We start from the raw sequence: 17,569 nt of genomic DNA on the forward strand, positions 1-17,569 counted from the left end.
TGCCGGCGGATCGCGTCACCGCCACCGGTCACGTTTCAATCCACGCCCCCCGTTGCTGGGGGGCGAATGCATGGTCCGCATGGGGGCGAGCGCGGTGACGGATGTTTCAATCCACGCCCCCCGTTGCTGGGGGGCGAATGCCCGGCGGCGGTAATATTGGGATCAGCCTTGAGAGTTTCAATCCACGCCCCCCGTTGCTGGGGGGCGAATGGTTCAATGACGGAACGTTCCAACGCATTGATGGTGTTTCAATCCACGCCCCCCGTTGCTGGGGGGCGAATGGCGCGGACCGGCACAAATTGAAGGATGAATAGGTCGTTTCAATCCACGCCCCCCGTTGCTGGGGGGCGAATGCCCACACAAAAGCGGTGCTGGCGCGCCTGCAGGACGTTTCAATCCACGCCCCCCGTTGCTGGGGGGCGAATGTATAAATTGGACTAAATCGTTGTGGGAGTTGGCTGTTTCAATCCACGCCCCCCGTTGCTGGGGGGCGAATGACTCACCTCCATGGCCATCCACCCCTGGATGGTCAAGTTTCAATCCACGCCCCCCGTTGCTGGGGGGCGAATGAGCCCGGTGCGGGTGCCTTGTTTGTCAATGGTGAGGTTTCAATCCACGCCCCCCGTTGCTGGGGGGCGAATGAGCGTGGCACGAGCTTCGCAACCGGAAAGCCGGTGTTTCAATCCACGCCCCCCGTTGCTGGGGGGCGAATGGGTACGTCTGCGAGCATTGCGGCGCCCAGATCGACGTTTCAATCCACGCCCCCCGTTGCTGGGGGGCGAATGTCTTCCTTTCTAACCTCCGGAAGGCAAAGCGCAATCGGGTTGCGTTGCGCGAACCTCGTGTTTTTGCGCAGCGGGTATCTTACATCAATCCGGAATCCTGGAATTACCGTCGACAAATCAATGTGTTGCCGACTGCGCGAAGCTGCCGGGTGAAAGTTGCGTACTTGGGGTTCGCGGGCCATCACAGCACGAGGGGGGCATCGAAGTCGGTGGCGCGAAAACAGCCGTATTCTTTTACTTCGTAGCCGCGCAATTCGGCAATGCGGTAAAAGCGCAGGTTGTCTTCCTTGGGGTCGATTTCGGCGACCAGATCACGTTCGAGCGCTTCAAACTGCATCCGGTCGATCTGGCATTCGAAGACCGATTTTTGCACCCGCTGGCCGATGCCTTCGCACAGTTTGGCGACGCGGCGCAGGCGGCGCCGGCCTGCGCGGGTTTCGGTGTTGACGTCGTAGCAGACGATGACCAGCATCAGCGCACCAGATAGGGCAGGTATGCGTCGGTGTCGCCGCGCAGGGTACGCGCCAGCAAGCGGGCCTGGACATGCGGCAGCAGGCCGAAGGGCAGGCTTTCGGCCAACAGGGGGTGCGAGGTCACTTCCTGCTTGCGCTCCTGGTAGGCCACCAGCACGGCCTTGCGGGCATCGCCTTCGAGCAGGACCGCCCCGCCTTCACGCTCGACGAAATCATCGGCCCCGAGCTGACCGCGATTGATCAGCGATAGCGCCAGGCGGTCGGCATAGAAACGGAATTCCTCCATCAGGTCGAGGGCGAGCGCCGCCCGCCCCGGACGCAGGGCATGCAGGAAACCGACTTGCGGATCGAGCCCGGCGGCTTCGATGGCCGAGCGGCAATCATTCATCAAGAGCGCATAGAGGAAGGAGAGCAAGGCATTGACCCGGTCGCGGGGCGGTCGCCGGCTGCGCCCCTCCATGCGGAAAACGGCGCGGGCGGCGGGGCGGATGAGATGGTTGAGGGCGGCAAAATACTGGCGCGCCGCCTCGCCCTCGATGCCGCGCAGGGTGTCGAGATCCGCCGCCGCCGGCAGGGCGCGCAAGGCAGCCGCGAGATCAGCGGCGCCCCGCGCCAAAATCGCGGCATCTTCGTTCGCCTTGCTCTCCCGCGCGCCGCGCAGCAGCACCTGGCGGCAGTTTCTCACCTTGCCGGCAATGGCGTTGCGTGCCTGGCGAACGCTAAAGGCGGGATCTTCCGCCGCCCGATACTGTGCCCGCCGGAGCAGGACGTTGCCCGAAACCGGGCCTTCCAACCGGGCCTTGAAGCGTCCGTTGGCATCGAGCAGGATGAGCGCCACCCCCTCTTCCGCCAGGCGATGCATCAATGGCAGCGAAACCGTGACGTGCCCGAAGCAGACCACGGCGCCCAGGTGATGCAAGGGTACCCTTAGCCGGGTTTCGTGTTCGATCTCGAGACGCACGGTGTTGTTGTCGAGGTGCACATAACTTTCCGGCGTCGTCACATACAAGGTGTTGAGCAGTTGCATATCAGTCCTCCGGCTCGAACAGATGGGCGAGCGCGGCCGCGCGCGCCGGGTTGTCGCGCACCACCGCACCGGGTTGGCACAGGTCATGCAGCGAACAGGCGCGGCAATGCTCGTCGGCCCGGGGCGGCGGCGTGATGCCGCGGGCCAGCAGATCGCGCACCCCGGCCAGGGCGGCCAGGGTTTTGGCCCGCAAACCGGCGTCGATCGCAACCTTGCGCCGCCGGCGTGAGCTGGCGTAATACAAGGCGCCTTCCGGCACCGGCTTGTCGAACATTTCTTCCAGGCAGAGCGCCTGCGCCGCCAGTTGTACGTCGTCGCAGGCGGCAATGTCGGCCCGTTTGTGCCGGGCGCCGTGCTTGTACTCCACCGGGTAAGGGGTGCCATCGGGCAGGAATTCCACCACATCGGCCTTGCCCACAAGCCCGAGCCGGTCGCTAAAGAGCGGCAAGGCGCGCTCGATGCGCAAGCCATCGCGTAGCTCGAAACCCGGGTCATCCACCCGCTTGTGCAGGGCCTGGCCGCGCTGGGTGAACAGGTTGTCCTCGAACACCTGCTCGATGTGGATCAAGGCGCACTGGCGCGGGCAGTAGCACCAATGCTGGAGGGCGGAAAGGGGAATGGGTTCAAAAGGTTCGTCGCTCATCGCGCCCCCTCGCCAATGGCTTTGGCAACTTCCTTGCGGTAGCATTGCCCAAGAATCGAAGGAGGCCGCACCATGACCAACTCTCCCCTTGAAGACATCGAAGCCGCCGCGCTGCAACTGGCGAGCAGCGACCGCGCTAAATTGGCCGAACGCCTGCTGATCAGCCTGGAAGAAGACGACGAAATCCTCGCCTCCTGGGTCGAAGAAGCCGAACGGCGGGGCGAAGCGTACGAGCGCGGGGAAACTGAGGCCATCGACTTCGATGAGGCGATTGCCCAGGCGCGGGCGCGGATCACCAATCGCCGGGTGGCATGAAAGCGATATTCCTCAAGGCGGCCCAGGCCGAGTTGAACACCGCTATCGATTACTACACCGACCACGCGAGCGAACGAGTTGCCGAAGCCTTCCTGCAGGATGTGCTGCACACACGCCAGCGGCTGATCGACCACCCGGAACTCGGTAAATTTGTCTCCAAACGCCTGCGTGCCCTGGCTCTCAAGCATTTTCCCTATTTCCTGATTTACCGTTTTTCCAGCGACACCATCAGCATCCCTGCCGTCGCCCACCAACGCCGCCGGCCTGGGTATTGGGGCGGGCGGCGCTGAAGACACTTACACCCGCTTGATCAGCGTCACGCCGCTAGGCAAGTTCGCTTCGTCAATGCTCACCTCGTAGTCGGCAAAGCTGCGCGCCACCTCCACATCTGCCTTGCGTGCCACCTTGATGCGGTCGAACAGCGCATGCGCGTGGGCGTTGCCCAGTTCCGAATCGTGCTTGAAGACATACAGCCCGCGCGTCGCCATTTCGCCACGGGCGGCGGAGCGGTCGTGCTCGAACATGTTTTCCAGGGCCTGCCAGAGCAGTTCCAGATCGTCTTCGTCAAAGCCCGTCTGTTTGGCAAGGAAAGCCGACACGAAGCCGTGTGCCACATAAACGCCGTAAGGCACGGTGTGCTTGCGGCCCATGGTGCGGTTGTCGCCCTGCTGCTTCTCGGCCTCGGCTTCCGTCGCCACCGCCATACGGGTAATCGAATGTTCCTGGGCGATGATCGGATCGACTGAACGGGCAAAGGTCAGTTGCACCGGGCCGCGCACCTGGCCGCAATTGACGCCAATCGCCATCACCGCGCCGAAGGTGCGCACGTCGAAGAAGTTGGCGCACATCCACTGCCGCGCCTTGTCCACGGTATCGCCGCTGCCCTTGCGCTTCTTGTCGCCCTTGAGTTCTTCTTCGGCGCCAACGGCAACATAGGCCCTCTCGTGCGTCTGGTTGAGGACCGCCTTTTCCTTCACATAGATGTCGAAGAACGGCGTTTCGCCCTTCACCAGCCCGACGAAATTGCGCACCTTGCGCTTGAGCGACACATCGGTCACCAGCCCATGGCCGGATTCGGCATCCAGACGCGGCAGATTGCCGGCATCGGGGTCGCCGTTGGGGTTGCCGTCGCGCACATCGAAAACGAGAACGAAGTCATAGCGGTTGTTCAGGCTCATTGGGTTTCTCCCTGGGTGGATTCTTCGGATGGGGTGGGTTTGCGGAAAAAGTCCTGGCGTTGATGATAGTAGCCAAGGCAGAAGCGGCCTTGGTCGGGCAGGCTGAGGTGCCGGGGAAAATCGGCGATGCCATCGAGGATTTCGCCGAGCAGGCGTTCGAAATTCACCGCCCGGCCGCGATGGGTAAGCTTGGCCAGATGGTGGTTCTTCAAGCGCAAAAGCGTGGTGAAAACCGCCACTGGCGTACTCGACGCCGCGCCGTAGTAGCGTTCGCGGATGGTGGCGTTGAGGCCGGGGTTGGCTTCTTCCTGGATCTTTTCCAAGACCGCAAAAAGACGCCCCAGGCGATAAGCCGGATTGGGATTGGCTAGGTCGAGCATGTCGGAAAACTCCTGAACGAAAGAGGAATCGGAAGAACGGCGGGAACGGTTGAGGCAAGCCTTGATCGCCGCCGCCCGCAGGTAGGTGACGTTCTGCTCGGCACGGCAGCGTTGCACCGCCGCGTTGAGCCAGGTGGCCGGAAAGGGGCTCCCGGAGAGCATCGCCCGCATGATGTCGCCGCCGAGATTGGGCGGGATGTTGTCGGCCTTGCCCTGCCCGGCACAGGCCGCCAGCAGGCGGAACAGGCTGGGAAATTCCGGGTCCTTGCCGCCGCGCACCATCTTCAGATCCGCGAACCACTGGCGGATGCGCTGGGCGACTTCATGCAAGGGCGCGGCGTACCAGAAACGAACCGAAATCCGTGCGGCATTCGGCGCCAGTCCAAGGACATAGAAGCGGTTCTCGCCGCGCCCGCCATCGAACTGACCGGACTGGACGGCGCTCAGGACAGCGCGCACCCGTTCGATACGGGCATCCGGATCGTCCTGCTGTTCGCCGAAAACCGCAGCAAAGACCGACTCGGCCTCGGCGTCTTCCTTCTGTGCCCAGAACACCGTCGAGGTATCGCCCACCTGAAAGCGCTGCCGCGAATTGCGGTCGAGCAGGTGGTTCAGGGCGGTGGTGTAGGCAAAGGCGGCAAAGGGGCTGACCGGGGCGTTATCGCCTTGCTCCTTGTTGAACGAGGAAAAAGCATCGAGATTGAAGGAAACCAGCGTCGCGCCGGAACTCTGCGCCCCCCAGACACCCTTGATGACCGTGTGCAGCCGCTCCGTTGGCGCCGGCTCGCCAGTGACCAGGCAGATGGATTTCGCCGCCCCGGCCGTTTCGTCGCCGCGACACGCGCAGACGACGGCAGGCCGCTGGCAGATCAGGTCGACTTCGTCGTGCAAGCGAAAGGTCAGGACGGGATTACCTTCGAGAATGTCTGGCCAAAGCGGGTCACGGCGCAGTTCCGCCACCCCGCCGTTGGCGTAGAAACGCTCGATGGCCTGGATGCCCGCATCCTGCCGCGCCGATTCCGGCAAATCGGCAATGCGCTGGCGAAAGGCGGCATGTTGCTCGGCCACCCGCGCCGGCTTGCCACGCGTATCGACACCCAGCACATACTCGGCGCTATCCCACAGCAGGTTGGCCGCCACACCAGAAGATCGCTTGACCCCCATGGGCACCCGATAGCGCTGCCCCACTTTCTTCTTGCCTTCTCCTTGCCGGGTATCGACGATGCCCAAAGGTCTGCCATCTGCGGCCAGCTCGATGATGAAGGGGATTTCCTTCTCTTCCAGGCCAAAGGCTGGCAGGCGCCGGCCTGGATCAGGATCGGCTACCTTGCGCTGGTAGTAGTCATAGAGCGCTTGCAGGATCATCCCATCACCTGCGCGGTGGCAAGGTCGATCACCCCGCGCTGCATTGCGGCGCGGAAAAAGCGCGGCTTGGGGCCGCCCGCCGCAGTGAAGTCCAGGTCGAACAGCATCCAGCCGAGATCGCGGGTTTCGTCGATGGCCGGCGCCTCGTCGGCGGGCCGGTCGACCCGCCGGAAGCGGGCCGCGAATTCCCGGCAGCCGAGGTAGGGCTGATTGACGCATTGCCCCTTTTCCGCCCGGCGCTCGAACATCTCACGGTACTTGGCCGGGTTACCGAGGGCATCGTCGCCGACCGGCACCAGTTCGGCATGAATGCGGTAGGCCACATCGCGCAGGAACAGGCCGGCGCGCTGCTGCCGGTCTTCCTCCACGAACAAGGCGAGCTTGCCCTTGCCGGCGCCCATCGCCGTCTGGGCATTGCGCACCGATACCTTGGATGCCACCTCATTGCGCCGCACGCTGATCCAGCGGATCGGCTTGAGCACCTCGATGCGCTTCACCTCCCAGCGGATAGCCGGCTTCCACAAAATGGCCTCGAACACCGAGCGCGCGGCAGAAGGCGTCATCACATCATAGGAAACCCGCTCGACCTTCATCTCCGGGCGGGTAAAGCAGGCGAAATCACCTGCGACTTCGAGACAAAAACTTGCCATCATTCCTCCTTTGGCAGGGTCAGAGTTTGCTTGACGAAAAGTCTTACTGACTATCCTTATCAGCTCAAAAAACAAGCTCTCCCGGGTCCCCCGGCACACCATCGACATCGATCCCCAGCACCGGGTCGTAAAGCACATCATTGTTCGCCGACTGCACGTACAAGCCCGGGAAGTCGCCGCCCAGGGCTTCGATGTCGCCTTGCTTGAGCAGGCGCTGTAGGTCGCTGTTGTAGAGGGTCACGCCGTAGCGTTGCAGCTTGCGCAGCAGCCAGCGCTCCGGGCCGTTCTTCTTGAGGGTGTTCAAGCACATGCCGATGCGATCGTCGTCCGGATCGCGCCGGTAGCGGACGAAGACAGTAGCGCCGTCCTGTTCGTCGATCAGCCGGAAACGCTCGGCGGCAGTGCGGAACATCACGTCGGCCTCACGACCTACGCGCAGCAGCCGGCAGATGTCTTTTTCATCGAGCCGCGCATCGCCATAGAGCCTGCGGAAGAACTCGCCGAAGCGCTCGACGCCCATCGGCTCGGCTGTCGCCGGAAGGCCGCCCCAGAGCATCCGGGTCGCCTGTTCCGCCAGGCGCAGCAGGCCCGGCGGGGCCGGCTTGGGCGGCACGAAGACATGCACCTCGCCACATTCCAGCCGCCCTTCGCGGTTACAGCGCCCGGCGGCCTGGGCGATGGAATCGAGTCCGGCCAGCGCCCGGAAGACCACGGGAAAGTCGATGTCGACGCCAGCTTCCACCAGTTGCGTGCTGACCACCCGGATCGGTTTGGCCGCCTCTCCCGCGTTCAAAGCCCGCCGCCGTTCGGCCAGTTCGGCCTTGATCGCCTGGAGGGTGTCGCTGCGATGCTCGGCGCACATCAGGCCGGACAGGTGCCAGAGCCCTTCGGGGTTTTCCATCTTGAGTTGCCGGTAGAGATCGCGGGCATCGGCGCGGCGGCCGACGATGGCGAGCACGGCCTCATGGCGGGCGATTTCCGATGCCAGATCGTCCCAGCTGCGCGTCGCGTTCAGATCGGCAGGGAGATGTACCCGCACCCGCTTTAGATCGGCATAAAGGCCGGGCACGTCGTCGACGATCTCGCGCACCTCGCCGGCCGTAAAGCCGCGCAAGGCCCTGGCCTGATCGAAGCCGGTTCGGCTTTCCAGGGTCGGCTGGGTGGCGGTGCACAACAGCAGCGTGACGCCGTAATCCTTGACCAGCAGGCGCAACACGTCGACCACCGGCTGCAGGTAGGCAAGCGGCAGCAACTGCGCTTCGTCGAGGACGATGACGCTACCGACCAGGTTGTGCAGCTTGCGGCAGCGCGAGGTGCGATGGGCAAACAGGCTTTCCAGCAATTGCACGTTGGTGGTGACGACCAAGGGCGCATCCCAGTTCTCACAGGCCAGTCGCGAGCGGGCGGTTTCCTGGGTTGCGTCGACTTCGACGTTGCTGTGGTGCTCGATGACGTTCTCGTCGCCAAAAATGTCCCGGAAGATTCCGGCCGTCTGCTCGATGATGCTGGTGTAGGGAATGGCATAGACGATGCGCCGCTGGCCATGGCAAACCGCGTGGCGCAGCGCAAACGCCAGGCTGGAGAGCGTCTTGCCGCCGCCGGTCGGCACCGTCAGGCTGAACACGCCGGGCGCCAGTTCCGCCTTGGCAAGGCAGGCGCGCAGGACTTCGGCACGCTTGCGATTGACCTTGCTGTCGGCTTCGCCGCGCAGGGCGACAGCCTCAGCCATTTTTTCCAGATGGGCGGCCAGGCGGCCTTGCAGCGCGTCGAGGCCGGGAAAGCCTTGCCGCGCCTCGTTCTTGCCCGGCGACATGAAGGCTTCGGTATCGAGGAAATCGGCATCCACCAGGCAGGAAAAAAGCATACGCACCCAGAGCGCGAAGCGGCCGGGAATGGGATCGTCCTTGTCGTCGTCGCGGTGGCGCAACAGGTCTGCCATGTCGGGCAAGGGAGCGGCGGGTTTGAGAAGGTATTCGGGAATCGGGGCGGCGCAAGCCGTCGCCAGTTCCCTTTGGGCGTCTTCGGAAGCCAAGCGGTACTCGAGGCTTTTGTTTTCCCCGGCCCAATCCGAGAGTCCGGCGTGGTGCCCGGCAATGAGGTAGGAGAGCACGCGAGCGACGACTGGGCCCGAGCGTTTATCCACTTCTTTTAGATAGCGCTCTGCCCACAGGGCGCCGGCCGCCGAATGGGTTTTGTCGGTTCCGGCAACGCGCCCCTCGATATGGGCATCCGGGTCGCCGCATTGGCGGATGTAGCGCTGAAAGCCTTCGCGGAATTTGCCCAGGTCGTGCCAGAGTCCGGCCAGGGCGGCCCAGGGGGCCGACTGGAAAGTCGCCGCGAACTCGCCCGCCAGCCGGGCGACCGCCACTGCATGGTGCGACAGGGGATGCGCCAGCAGCCGCTCCCCATCCTTCCGGATATGGGCAATGAACTCGCAGGCGGCGAGGTCCATTGCATCACCTGCCCCGCTTTCCATTCTGTCCATGAGCGTCAATGCCTTCGATTCCTCCATGCCGTCCTCCCGAGTTTGTTGCCAAGCCTACCTTCCCACGGTCTCAAAACCTGAGACTGAGCCAGGAGAGCGTTCAGTATTTTTCGAGGCTCTGTTTCAGGAGACGGATCACCTTGGCACGCAACTCCGGGGGAGCGACGACCTGACAGTCGGGACCGTGTTTGAGGATGTCCAGGATGAGCCCCGTATCCTGGCTATAGGGCAGGCGCAGTTGATAACTGCCATCGGCCAGGAACTGTCCCTCCTGGGCCGGGTGCCATTGCTCGGTGGCAACCCAGCGGGCCTGCCTTGCACTGAAAACCAGGGTGGCCCAGGTGAGCTGCTGACCGGCAAAGATTCCGTAACCCGCGCCGAGAAAATCATCCAGCACTTCCTCGGCCAGTTCCCGGGCCTGAACATCCGTGGGTTGGGTCTCGAGGATGGCGTCTACGGCAAAGCTGCGCAGGGCATCCTTCTGGTGACACCAGGCATCCAGATACCAGTTGCCCCGGTAATGGACCAGCCGTTGCGGCGACACCTCGCGTTGGCTGAGTTCGCCACTGCTCCGGGCCTGATAGCGGATCAACAGCCGCTGACGTTCCATGACTGCCGCCGCAAGGGTCTGGAAATGCCTTGGGGTGCAACTGCGGCTGGCCACCTGGAGAATGCGGACCCGGCGCGCCACCTCCCCGGCCGGGCTGGCGGCGCTACCCAGCATCTTGAGCAGACGTTCCCGCAACGGTTCGATGTGTTCTGCCAGCACGCCTCCTGTGTCCATGGCGCGGAGCAATGCCTTTAGGCTCAAGAGCGCATGGATTTCCCGGGGGGAAAACCAGAGCCCGGGTAGTTCCTGGCACTCAGCCGTGCGATCCAGACGATATTGCCGGGTTTCCTCATCCTTGATCAGAGGCAGCCCCAGGCGCTCCTGGGCCACGGCCAGATCGCGATACAAGGTTGCCCGGGAAACCTCCAGACGCTCCATGAGCTCACTGAAACTGACGCTGCGGCGACTACGCAGCATGCGCTCGATGATGTGGATCCGCTCGGTCCTCTGCATGGCTGCCTCCGTAAAACCAGAAGCATAATCCATGCGGCATCGAAGCCGATACGGCTACATCCCGAACCGGCCGGTCAGGTCGAAGGAGGTTTCCTTGCCCACCTGGGGGCCATGGGCGGCGAGCCAGCGGCCGGCTTCTTCGTAGCCGATGTCGTGAAGCTTTTTCAGAAAGGGCCAGTCGGCGGCCACCTTGGTGGCGCTGCCGAACAGGCGCTGCAGGTCATGGGCTTCGATCAGGTGGAAGCGGGTTTCCAGCATGTGCCGCTCGAAGCCCGAGGGTTCATGCCGGGCGCGGCCCAGAAGGCGCTTCAGGCTGAGGCGGCCCAGCCAGCCTTGGGCGGCTTCCCCGGCATGGCCGCGGCTGTAGTCGATGACGTTGGCAAAGAGCAGCATCTCCCGCAGCAGGCTGGTGTTGAAGGCCAGCTCCAGGGTGCGGGCACGGATTTCCTCCGCCGTGCGGGGGGTCTCCCCATATACCGGCGGGGCAAGCAGGATCAGCAGGATGTCCCGGGCACTGCATTCGTAGAACAGGGGAAAGACCGCCGGGTTGGCCGCGTAGCCGCCATCCCAGTAGGGTTCCCCGTCGATCACGATGGCGTGGTGCAGCATCGGCAGGCAGGCCGAGGCGAGCACGGCGTCCACGCTCAGCTCTTTGTTGCGGAACAGGCGCAGCTTGCCGGTATTGGCGTTGGTGGCAGCCAGGAACAGGCGCAGCGGGCTGTGGCGGGCCAGGCCGACAAAATCCACTCGTTCTTCGAGCAGTTTTCGCAGCGGATTGAAGTTGAAAGGATTGAGTTGATAGGGAGAGAGGTACTGAGTCCAGTTGAGCATGAAGCGGGTGGCGGGCAGCAGGGCCACGCCCTCGCCTCCGGCCACGGGTACCGAAAGGTCCTGGGGAATACTGTCGGCAATGGCGCGCCAGAACTCGGCCAGGGCCTGCCGGGCGCCGTCCCGGCCGCCGCGCATCAGGCCGTCGGCCAGGACCACGCCGTTCATGGCGCCGGCACTGGTGCCGCTGATGCCTTCAAAATCGAACCGTCCATCTTCGAGCAGGCGGTCCAGAACGCCCCAGCTGTAGGCGCCATGGGCACCGCCGCCCTGGAGTCCGAGGTTGATCACGGGTTTTGTGGCGGATGTGGCATGACTCATGGAATCCCTCCTTGCGTTGACGGCAGCACCTTGCGGCTAGGATACTTCGCCCGGCCTGGAATCCTGCAAGGGATTTCCAGGATTTTCTGCATTTCCTCAGGATTACCGCATGCTGCCAAAGCTTTCTACCTTCCCCGGGGTGCCCGGCCCCGTGGTCATCATCGTCCTGGACGGCTATGGCCTGCCCAGGACCGACCTGGGCAGCGCCATCGCCGCCGCCCGGAAACCCACCCTGGACAAGCTCTTCGCCCAGTATCCCAACATCCGCCTGAAGGCGCATGGCACCGCCGTCGGGATGCCTTCCGACGACGACATGGGCAATTCCGAGGTGGGCCACAACGCCATCGGCGCAGGGCAAGTCTATTCCCAGGGGGCTGCCCTGGTGGCGGATGCCATCGAATCGGGCCGCATCTGGCAGGGCGAGGCCTGGCGGCAGATCGTGGCAGGGGCCAAGGCCGGACGCGGGGTGATCCACTTTCTCGGGCTCTTTTCCGACGGCAATGTGCATAGCCACATCGACCACCTGAAAGCCATGATCGTCCAGGCCAAGGCCGAGGGGGTGAAGAAGGTGCGCATCCACGCCCTCCTCGATGGCCGGGACGTGCCCGAGACCAGCGCCCTGGATTACCTTTTGCCCTTCGAGGCTTTTCTGAAGGAGGTCTCAGATGCCACTTTCGATGCCCGGATCGCCTCGGGCGGTGGCCGCCAGGTCATCACCATGGACCGCTACGAAGCCAACTGGGCCATGGTGGAAGCAGGCTGGAAGACCCATGTACTCGGCCAGGGCCAGCCCTTTCCGAGCGCCGTGGCAGCCGTGAATGCCCTGCGCGCCGCCCAGCCCGGAACCATCGATCAGGACTTGCCCCCGTTCGTGATCGTGGAAAACGGCGAGCCCGTCGGCACCATCGAAGATGGCGATGCGGTGGTGTTCTTCAATTTCCGCGGTGACCGGGCGATCGAGATCAGCCGCGCCTTTGAAGACAGCGATTTCGACAAGTTCGACCGGCGGCGCGTGCCCCAGGTCCGCTATGCCGGCATGTTGCAATATGACGGCGACCTGCAACTCCCGAAGCGTTTCCTGGTGCCGCCCCCGGCCATCCAGAACACGATGGGCGAGTGGTTCGCCAAAACCGGCATCCCTCAATTCGCCTGCTCGGAAACCCAGAAATTCGGCCATGTCACCTATTTCTGGAACGGCAACCGTTCGGGCAGGTTCGAAGGCGAGACCTGGCAGGAGGTGCCCAGCGACGTGGTGCCCTTCGAGCAGCGCCCCTGGATGAAATCCGCCGAGATCGCCGATGCCATGATCGCCGCCATCCAAAGCGGCAAGTACCGGGTGCTGCGGTGCAATTTCGCCAATGGCGACATGGTCGGCCACACCGGCAACTTTCGCGCCACCACCCTGGCCATCGAGGCGGTGGACCTCGCCCTGGAACGCCTGTTGCCGGTAATCGACGCCGCCGGCGGGGTGGCCCTGATCACTGCCGACCACGGCAATGCCGACGAAATGTTCGAGCTCGACAAGAAGACCGGGCAGCCCGCCCCCGACAAGGACGGCGCCTACCAGGCCAAGACCGCCCACACCTTGAACCCGGTGCCCTTGATCCTCTATGACAACGTCAGCGGCGGAAAACTCACCCTGAAGCAGACGGAAAACGCGCGCCTCTCCAACATCGCCGCCACCGTCGCCCACCTGATCGGCCGGGAAAAACACGAGAGCTGGGACGAAAGCCTGCTGATGGTCTGCTGATGGTCTGCTGATGGTCTGCTGATGGTCAGAAAGCCGGCAGATCAAGGCATGCCCCTGGCAAGCAACGAGACCATGCTCCCGCCGTTTCAGACGCTCAGGACAAATCCAGGTGCGGTTGGGTCAAGTGCAGTCAAGTGCAGTTGGGTCATATACAAGGCCGTTATCGTCTTGGCGTCAGTGATTTCACCGTTCAGGATGCCCGCTTGTATCTGCTTCAGGCTGAACGAGAAAATTTCGATGAACTCCCCCTCTTCTTGCATCGGGTCTGAAATTTTCACCAACCCGCGCGCAAGAAATACCTCGATCCGCTCATCCGAGTAACCGATGCAAGGATGCAAGGTGCCCAGATGCGTCCAGGACCCCGCCTCATAGCCGGTTTCTTCACGAAGCTCCCTGATGGCCGTCCTCTCCATACTTTCACCTGCATCTATCTTGCCGGCGGGCAATTCCAGGAAAGTCCGTCCCAGGGGATAGCGGAACTGACGCTCGAACAGCAGTTCGCCGCTTTCCAGAACAGGGACGATCACGACGGCCCCGGGATGCTTGATGTATTCCCGGACCGACTCTTTGCCGTCAGGCAAGCGAACCCGATCCCGCCTGACGTGCAAAAGGTTGCCCTCAAAGATGAGCTCGGAATCCAGCTGCTGTTCATCCAATCCTTGCGAAGGTTTCCACTCCGGTTCGCTCACAACGCTTCACTCCTTATCGGTCAAGTGCTGCGCCCGGCCGGGCGCAGCAAAGAAAACCGGCCCAACAGGGCCGGCGAAGGTGTACGGACGGCAAAACACTGTCAGAGGGAAAGCACGCCCTGATAGGCCGCCACGCCGCCTTGAGCCAGGACGGGACTGACATCCTGACGAGCCTGGGCCTGCACATCCTGGCGCACCCGGGACGCCTGCGCCGCCCCCTCGGCCTGACTATCCGGCATGGGAGCCCCAACCGACACCCGAGCCATGGGGTCCGCTGCAACAGCGGGACGTGCCATGGGATCCGCCGGGGTCACGGCAGTGGGCGCTGCTGCCATCCGTTCCGGCTGCGGCCTCGGGGTTGCTGCGCCGGTGGGCTGAGTCACGCTGGCCTGCTGCAGGGGAAGGGATTGGGCAGCCATGCCGGCCGGTGCTGCTGTAGTGAAGCCTGGGGCTTCGTTACGGACAGGTCTGGTTTGCGCCGCATTCTGCACCGGTACGTTCTGCGGGGCCGATGCCGATTGCTGGGCAGCCGCACGAGCCAGCTCCGGGTTTTGTTGTTCGGTTGCCAGCATGGATTGCCCCGCTGCACTCAAACTGACCTTGGTACTGGAAGGAGGCTGGCTGGCGGCATTCCCTGCATCGACACCCGCAGGACCACGACCTGCCGGCGCACTGACACCCGCTGCCGCGCCGGCAGGAGATGAAGCGGGGACTGAACCATACAGCGCCTGCAGCCCTGAACGATTGATTTCCATGATGTGACCTCTCGTGAAAATACCGACTTACGGTTTCATCCTAGCCCAAAGTCTGGATTTCCAACAGCCCTGCAATGTAAAAGGCGAGGTCTCCCGCCTTTGTTCGATCTGCCTGACCAAGCCGGCGTCATCAGAAATGCAGGGCTCGCTTGTCGCAGGACAGGGCCGCTTCGTGCACCACTTCCGACAGGGTCGGGTGAGCGTGGCAGATGCGGGCCAGGTCTTCGGAAGCTCCCCCGAATTCCATGGCCACCACGGCTTCGGCGATCAACTCGGAAGCCCCGGCGCCGATGATGTGCACGCCCAGGATGCGGTCGGTCCTGGCATCGGCCAGCATCTTCACGAAGCCTTCGGGAGCGCCCATGCCCAGGGCGCGGCCATTGGCGAGGAAGGGAATCTTGCCGACCTTGTAGGCGACGCCTTCGGCCTTGAGCTGCTGCTCGGTCTTGCCGACCCAGGCCATTTCGGGGCTGGTGTAGATGACGAAGGGAATCGTGTCGAAATTGCAGTGGCCTGCCTGCCCCGCGATCAGTTCGGCCACCATCACGCCCTCTTCCATGGCCTTGTGGGCCAGCATGGGACCACGCACCACGTCGCCCACGGCCCAGATGCCGGCCACATTGGTCTTGCAGTGCTCATCCACCTCGATCATGCCGCGCTCGTCGAGCTTGAGACCCACGGCTTCGGCATCGAGGCCGTCGGTGTTGGGGATGCGGCCGACGGAGACGATCAGGCGATCCGCATCGAGCTTGTGTTCCTTGCCTTCCTTGTCGACATAGGCGATGGAAACCCCCTTCTTGCTGGTCTTCACTTCGCCGATCCTGACGCCCATGTTGAGCGACAGACCTTGCTTGGTGAGCAGCTTCAGGGCTTCCCTGGACAGATCCACGTCGGCTGCCGCGAGGAAGTCGGGAGCGGCTTCGAGGATGGTCACTTCGGAGCCCAGACGGCGCCAGACGGACCCCATTTCCAGACCGATGACGCCGGCGCCGATGATGGCCAGCTTCCTGGGCACGGCGTCGATGTCGAGCGCGCCGATGTTGTCGCAAATCAGCTTGTTGTCCACGGCGATGCCGGGCAGGTGACGGGCCTTGGAGCCGGTGGCGACGATGACCTGCCTGGCCTCGACCACTTCCTCGCCGACCTTGACCTGCCAACCGGCAGCGCCCTGGCCCACGAAGGCGCCGTGACCCTTCAGCAGGGTGACGTTGTTCTTCTTGAACAGGCCCTTGATGCCGGCCGTCAGCTTGTCAACAATCTCGGACTTGCGGCCGATCATCCTGGGCACGTCGATCCTGGGGGTGCCCACGGAAATACCCTGTTCGGCAAAAGCGTGGCCGGCTTCCTCGAACAGATGGGAGGTGTGCAGCAGGGCCTTGGAGGGGATGCAGCCCACGTTCAGGCAGGTGCCGCCCAGGCGGGGTTCGCCCTTGGGATCGGCATAGGGGTTGGATTCACAGCAGGCGGTGTTGAAACCCAGTTGGGCAGCACGAATGGCGGCCACGTAGCCGCCAGGGCCACCGCCGATGACGAGTACGTCGAATTGTTGGGACATAGCGTATCTCCAGTTCAATTTGCAAAAAAAGGGTGAGGCGAAGGCGATGCCTTCGACCCCACCCCTTTCAGTTCAGCGGATCAAACCCCCAGCAGCAGGCGGGTGGGATCTTCCAGGGCTTCCTTCATGGTCACCAGACCCAGCACGGCTTCGCGGCCATCGATGATGCGGTGGTCGTAGGACATGGCCAGGTAGTTGATGGGGCGCACCACCACTTGACCATTTTCGACCACGGCACGGTCCTTGGTGGCATGAATGCCGAGGATCGCGGACTGGGGCGGATTGATGATCGGTGTGGAGAGCATGGAACCGAACACGCCGCCGTTGGAAATGGAGAAGGTGCCGCCGGTCAGGTCTTCGATGGTCAGCTTGCCATCCTTGGCCTTGTTGCCGAATTCACCAATCTTCTTCTCGATGTCGGCGATGGACATTTCGGAGGCATTGCGCAGGATCGGCACCACCAGACCACGAGGGGAACCCACCGCGATACCGATGTCGATGTAGCCGTGGTAGACGATGTCGTTGCCATCGACGGAAGCGTTCAGGATCGGGAACTTTTCCAGGGCGGCGCAGGCGGCCTTGACGAAGAAACCCATGAAGCCCAGACGCACACCGTGGGTCTTCTCGAACTTTTCACCATACTGCTTCCTGAGCGCCATGATCGGGCCCATGTTCACCTCGTTGAACGTGGTCAGGATGGCGTTTTCGTTCTTGGATTGCAGCAGACGCTCGGCGATGCGGGCGCGCAGACGGCTCATGGGCACGCGCTGTTCGACACGCTCACCCAGAGGGATGGCCACGGCGGCGGGGGTGGCGGCAGCAGCAGCAGTGGCAACGGCAGCAGCCTTGGGGGTAGCGGCCACCGCGTCCTCCTTGGTGACTCGCCCGCCACGACCGGAACCGGACAGCTCAGCCGCAGCAATCCCCTTCTCCTCCAGAATCTTGCGGGCGGAGGGGCTGGCGGTACCGGCCGGAGCAGCGGCAGCGGGCGCAGCCGCCGGAGCGGCGGTAACGGCAGGGGCCGCGGTAACGGGAGCCGCGGCGACTGCCGCCTTGGCTTCGGTATCGATTTTGGCAATGACTTCGTCGGAAACCACGCTGTCGCCATCCACCTTGATGATTTCAACCAGCACGCCGGCGTCGGGGGCGGGAACTTCCAGCACCACCTTGTCGGTTTCGATGTCGACCAGGATTTCGTCACGTGCAACGGCGTCGCCCACCTTCTTCTTCCAGGAGGACAGTGTGCCTTCGGCCACGGATTCGGAGAGCTGCGGGACTTTGACTTCGATGATCATATTCACTCCTCG

General features: G+C 63.4%; 16 protein-coding genes and 1 CRISPR repeat array. Of the genes, 3 read left to right on the top strand and 13 right to left on the bottom strand.

The window, feature by feature from the left end:
- Positions 1-32: 32 nt before the first annotated feature.
- Positions 33-785: direct repeats of the CRISPR family, unit length 37 nt; unit sequence GTTTCAATCCACGCCCCCCGTTGCTGGGGGGCGAATG.
- 181 nt (positions 786-966) lie between these two features.
- Genes cas2 through cas4 form a run of 3 tightly spaced genes read right to left on the bottom strand, consistent with a single transcriptional unit; the run spans position 967 to position 2,928 of the window.
- Complete coding sequence (gene cas2, locus WBH99_RS06425; RefSeq protein ID WP_424219277.1) at positions 967-1,257, bottom strand: CRISPR-associated endonuclease Cas2; 291 nt, start codon at positions 1,255-1,257, stop codon at positions 967-969.
- Complete coding sequence (gene cas1c, locus WBH99_RS06430; protein ID WP_424219278.1) at positions 1,257-2,285, bottom strand: type I-C CRISPR-associated endonuclease Cas1c; 1,029 nt, start codon at positions 2,283-2,285, stop codon at positions 1,257-1,259. The genes cas2 and cas1c overlap by 1 nt, the downstream gene beginning before the upstream one ends.
- Position 2,286: 1 nt before the next feature.
- A complete protein-coding gene (cas4, locus tag WBH99_RS06435; RefSeq protein WP_424219279.1) occupies positions 2,287-2,928 on the bottom strand; it encodes a CRISPR-associated protein Cas4 in 642 nt (213 codons plus the stop codon).
- 72 nt (positions 2,929-3,000) lie between these two features.
- Here cas4 and WBH99_RS06440 point away from each other — a divergent pair, with 72 nt between their 5' ends.
- The gene (locus tag WBH99_RS06440; protein WP_424219280.1) at positions 3,001-3,243 is read left to right on the top strand and encodes an addiction module protein; all 243 of its coding nucleotides are present in this window, start codon (positions 3,001-3,003) and stop codon (positions 3,241-3,243) included.
- Positions 3,240-3,533 (top strand): type II toxin-antitoxin system RelE/ParE family toxin, encoded by a 294-nt coding sequence (locus WBH99_RS06445; protein WP_424219281.1) that lies wholly within the window; start codon positions 3,240-3,242, stop codon positions 3,531-3,533. The genes WBH99_RS06440 and WBH99_RS06445 overlap by 4 nt, the downstream gene beginning before the upstream one ends.
- Before the next feature lie 6 nt (positions 3,534-3,539).
- Here the strand turns inward: WBH99_RS06445 and cas7c are convergent, their stop codons facing one another.
- From cas7c to WBH99_RS06475, 6 genes are all read right to left on the bottom strand, one after another.
- Entirely contained in the window at positions 3,540-4,421 is an 882-nt protein-coding gene (gene cas7c / locus WBH99_RS06450) for a type I-C CRISPR-associated protein Cas7/Csd2 (RefSeq protein ID WP_424219282.1), read from the bottom strand.
- Positions 4,418-6,166, bottom strand: coding sequence for a type I-C CRISPR-associated protein Cas8c/Csd1 (gene cas8c / locus WBH99_RS06455; protein WP_424219283.1), 1,749 nt, complete (start codon positions 6,164-6,166; stop codon positions 4,418-4,420). Before cas8c ends, cas7c begins: the two co-directional genes overlap by 4 nt.
- Positions 6,163-6,891, bottom strand: a complete 729-nt coding sequence (gene cas5c / locus WBH99_RS06460; RefSeq protein ID WP_424219284.1) for a type I-C CRISPR-associated protein Cas5c — start codon at positions 6,889-6,891, stop codon at positions 6,163-6,165. The genes cas8c and cas5c overlap by 4 nt, the downstream gene beginning before the upstream one ends.
- The gene (locus WBH99_RS06465; protein WP_424219285.1) at positions 6,881-9,268 is read right to left on the bottom strand and encodes a CRISPR-associated endonuclease Cas3''; all 2,388 of its coding nucleotides are present in this window, start codon (positions 9,266-9,268) and stop codon (positions 6,881-6,883) included. Before WBH99_RS06465 ends, cas5c begins: the two co-directional genes overlap by 11 nt.
- Positions 9,269-9,401: 133 nt before the next feature.
- A complete protein-coding gene (locus tag WBH99_RS06470; RefSeq protein WP_424219286.1) occupies positions 9,402-10,364 on the bottom strand; it encodes a helix-turn-helix transcriptional regulator in 963 nt (320 codons plus the stop codon).
- 54 nt (positions 10,365-10,418) lie between these two features.
- Positions 10,419-11,513: a patatin-like phospholipase family protein gene (locus tag WBH99_RS06475; protein ID WP_424219287.1), complete on the bottom strand. Its 1,095-nt coding sequence runs from the start codon at positions 11,511-11,513 to the stop codon at positions 10,419-10,421.
- A gap of 109 nt (positions 11,514-11,622) precedes the next feature.
- Here WBH99_RS06475 and gpmI point away from each other — a divergent pair, with 109 nt between their 5' ends.
- Complete coding sequence (gpmI, locus tag WBH99_RS06480) at positions 11,623-13,263, top strand: 2,3-bisphosphoglycerate-independent phosphoglycerate mutase (protein ID WP_424219288.1); 1,641 nt, start codon at positions 11,623-11,625, stop codon at positions 13,261-13,263.
- An 86-nt stretch (positions 13,264-13,349) separates the two neighbouring features.
- On the opposite strand, the gene WBH99_RS06485 is transcribed toward gpmI, so the two are convergent.
- The 4 genes from WBH99_RS06485 to odhB form a co-directional block, all read right to left on the bottom strand.
- Positions 13,350-13,952 carry an NUDIX domain-containing protein gene (locus tag WBH99_RS06485; RefSeq protein ID WP_424219289.1) on the bottom strand — a complete coding sequence of 201 codons (603 nt, stop codon included), beginning with the start codon at positions 13,950-13,952 and terminating at the stop codon, positions 13,350-13,352.
- 101 nt (positions 13,953-14,053) lie between these two features.
- Positions 14,054-14,707 carry a hypothetical protein gene (locus WBH99_RS06490; protein ID WP_424219290.1) on the bottom strand — a complete coding sequence of 218 codons (654 nt, stop codon included), beginning with the start codon at positions 14,705-14,707 and terminating at the stop codon, positions 14,054-14,056.
- Between the two features lie 130 nt (positions 14,708-14,837).
- Positions 14,838-16,262: a dihydrolipoyl dehydrogenase gene (lpdA, locus tag WBH99_RS06495; protein ID WP_424219291.1), complete on the bottom strand. Its 1,425-nt coding sequence runs from the start codon at positions 16,260-16,262 to the stop codon at positions 14,838-14,840.
- An 80-nt stretch (positions 16,263-16,342) separates the two neighbouring features.
- On the bottom strand, positions 16,343-17,557 hold the full coding sequence (gene odhB / locus WBH99_RS06500; RefSeq protein WP_424219292.1) for a 2-oxoglutarate dehydrogenase complex dihydrolipoyllysine-residue succinyltransferase: 1,215 nt from the start codon (positions 17,555-17,557) through the stop codon (positions 16,343-16,345).
- Positions 17,558-17,569: the final 12 nt, after the last annotated feature.

The sequence above is a fragment of the Azovibrio sp. genome, assembly GCF_049658005.1.
Taxonomy (GTDB): domain Bacteria; phylum Pseudomonadota; class Gammaproteobacteria; order Burkholderiales; family Rhodocyclaceae; genus Azovibrio.

Excerpts from the sequence above, each read along its gene's own strand:
- cas2 (WP_424219277.1), bottom strand. The coding sequence starts at position 1,257 with ATGCTGGTCATCGTCTGCTACGACGTCAACACCGAAACCCGCGCAGGC.
- cas1c (WP_424219278.1), bottom strand. The coding sequence starts at position 2,285 with ATGCAACTGCTCAACACCTTGTATGTGACGACGCCGGAAAGTTATGTG.
- cas4 (WP_424219279.1), bottom strand. The coding sequence starts at position 2,928 with ATGAGCGACGAACCTTTTGAACCCATTCCCCTTTCCGCCCTCCAGCAT.
- WBH99_RS06440 (WP_424219280.1), top strand. The coding sequence starts at position 3,001 with ATGACCAACTCTCCCCTTGAAGACATCGAAGCCGCCGCGCTGCAACTG.
- WBH99_RS06445 (WP_424219281.1), top strand. The coding sequence starts at position 3,240 with ATGAAAGCGATATTCCTCAAGGCGGCCCAGGCCGAGTTGAACACCGCT.
- cas7c (WP_424219282.1), bottom strand. The coding sequence starts at position 4,421 with ATGAGCCTGAACAACCGCTATGACTTCGTTCTCGTTTTCGATGTGCGC.
- cas8c (WP_424219283.1), bottom strand. The coding sequence starts at position 6,166 with ATGATCCTGCAAGCGCTCTATGACTACTACCAGCGCAAGGTAGCCGAT.
- WBH99_RS06465 (WP_424219285.1), bottom strand. The coding sequence starts at position 9,268 with ATGGACCTCGCCGCCTGCGAGTTCATTGCCCATATCCGGAAGGATGGG.
- WBH99_RS06470 (WP_424219286.1), bottom strand. The coding sequence starts at position 10,364 with ATGCAGAGGACCGAGCGGATCCACATCATCGAGCGCATGCTGCGTAGT.
- WBH99_RS06475 (WP_424219287.1), bottom strand. The coding sequence starts at position 11,513 with ATGAGTCATGCCACATCCGCCACAAAACCCGTGATCAACCTCGGACTC.
- gpmI (WP_424219288.1), top strand. The coding sequence starts at position 11,623 with ATGCTGCCAAAGCTTTCTACCTTCCCCGGGGTGCCCGGCCCCGTGGTC.
- WBH99_RS06490 (WP_424219290.1), bottom strand. The coding sequence starts at position 14,707 with ATGGAAATCAATCGTTCAGGGCTGCAGGCGCTGTATGGTTCAGTCCCC.
- lpdA (WP_424219291.1), bottom strand. The coding sequence starts at position 16,262 with ATGTCCCAACAATTCGACGTACTCGTCATCGGCGGTGGCCCTGGCGGC.
- odhB (WP_424219292.1), bottom strand. The coding sequence starts at position 17,557 with ATGATCATCGAAGTCAAAGTCCCGCAGCTCTCCGAATCCGTGGCCGAA.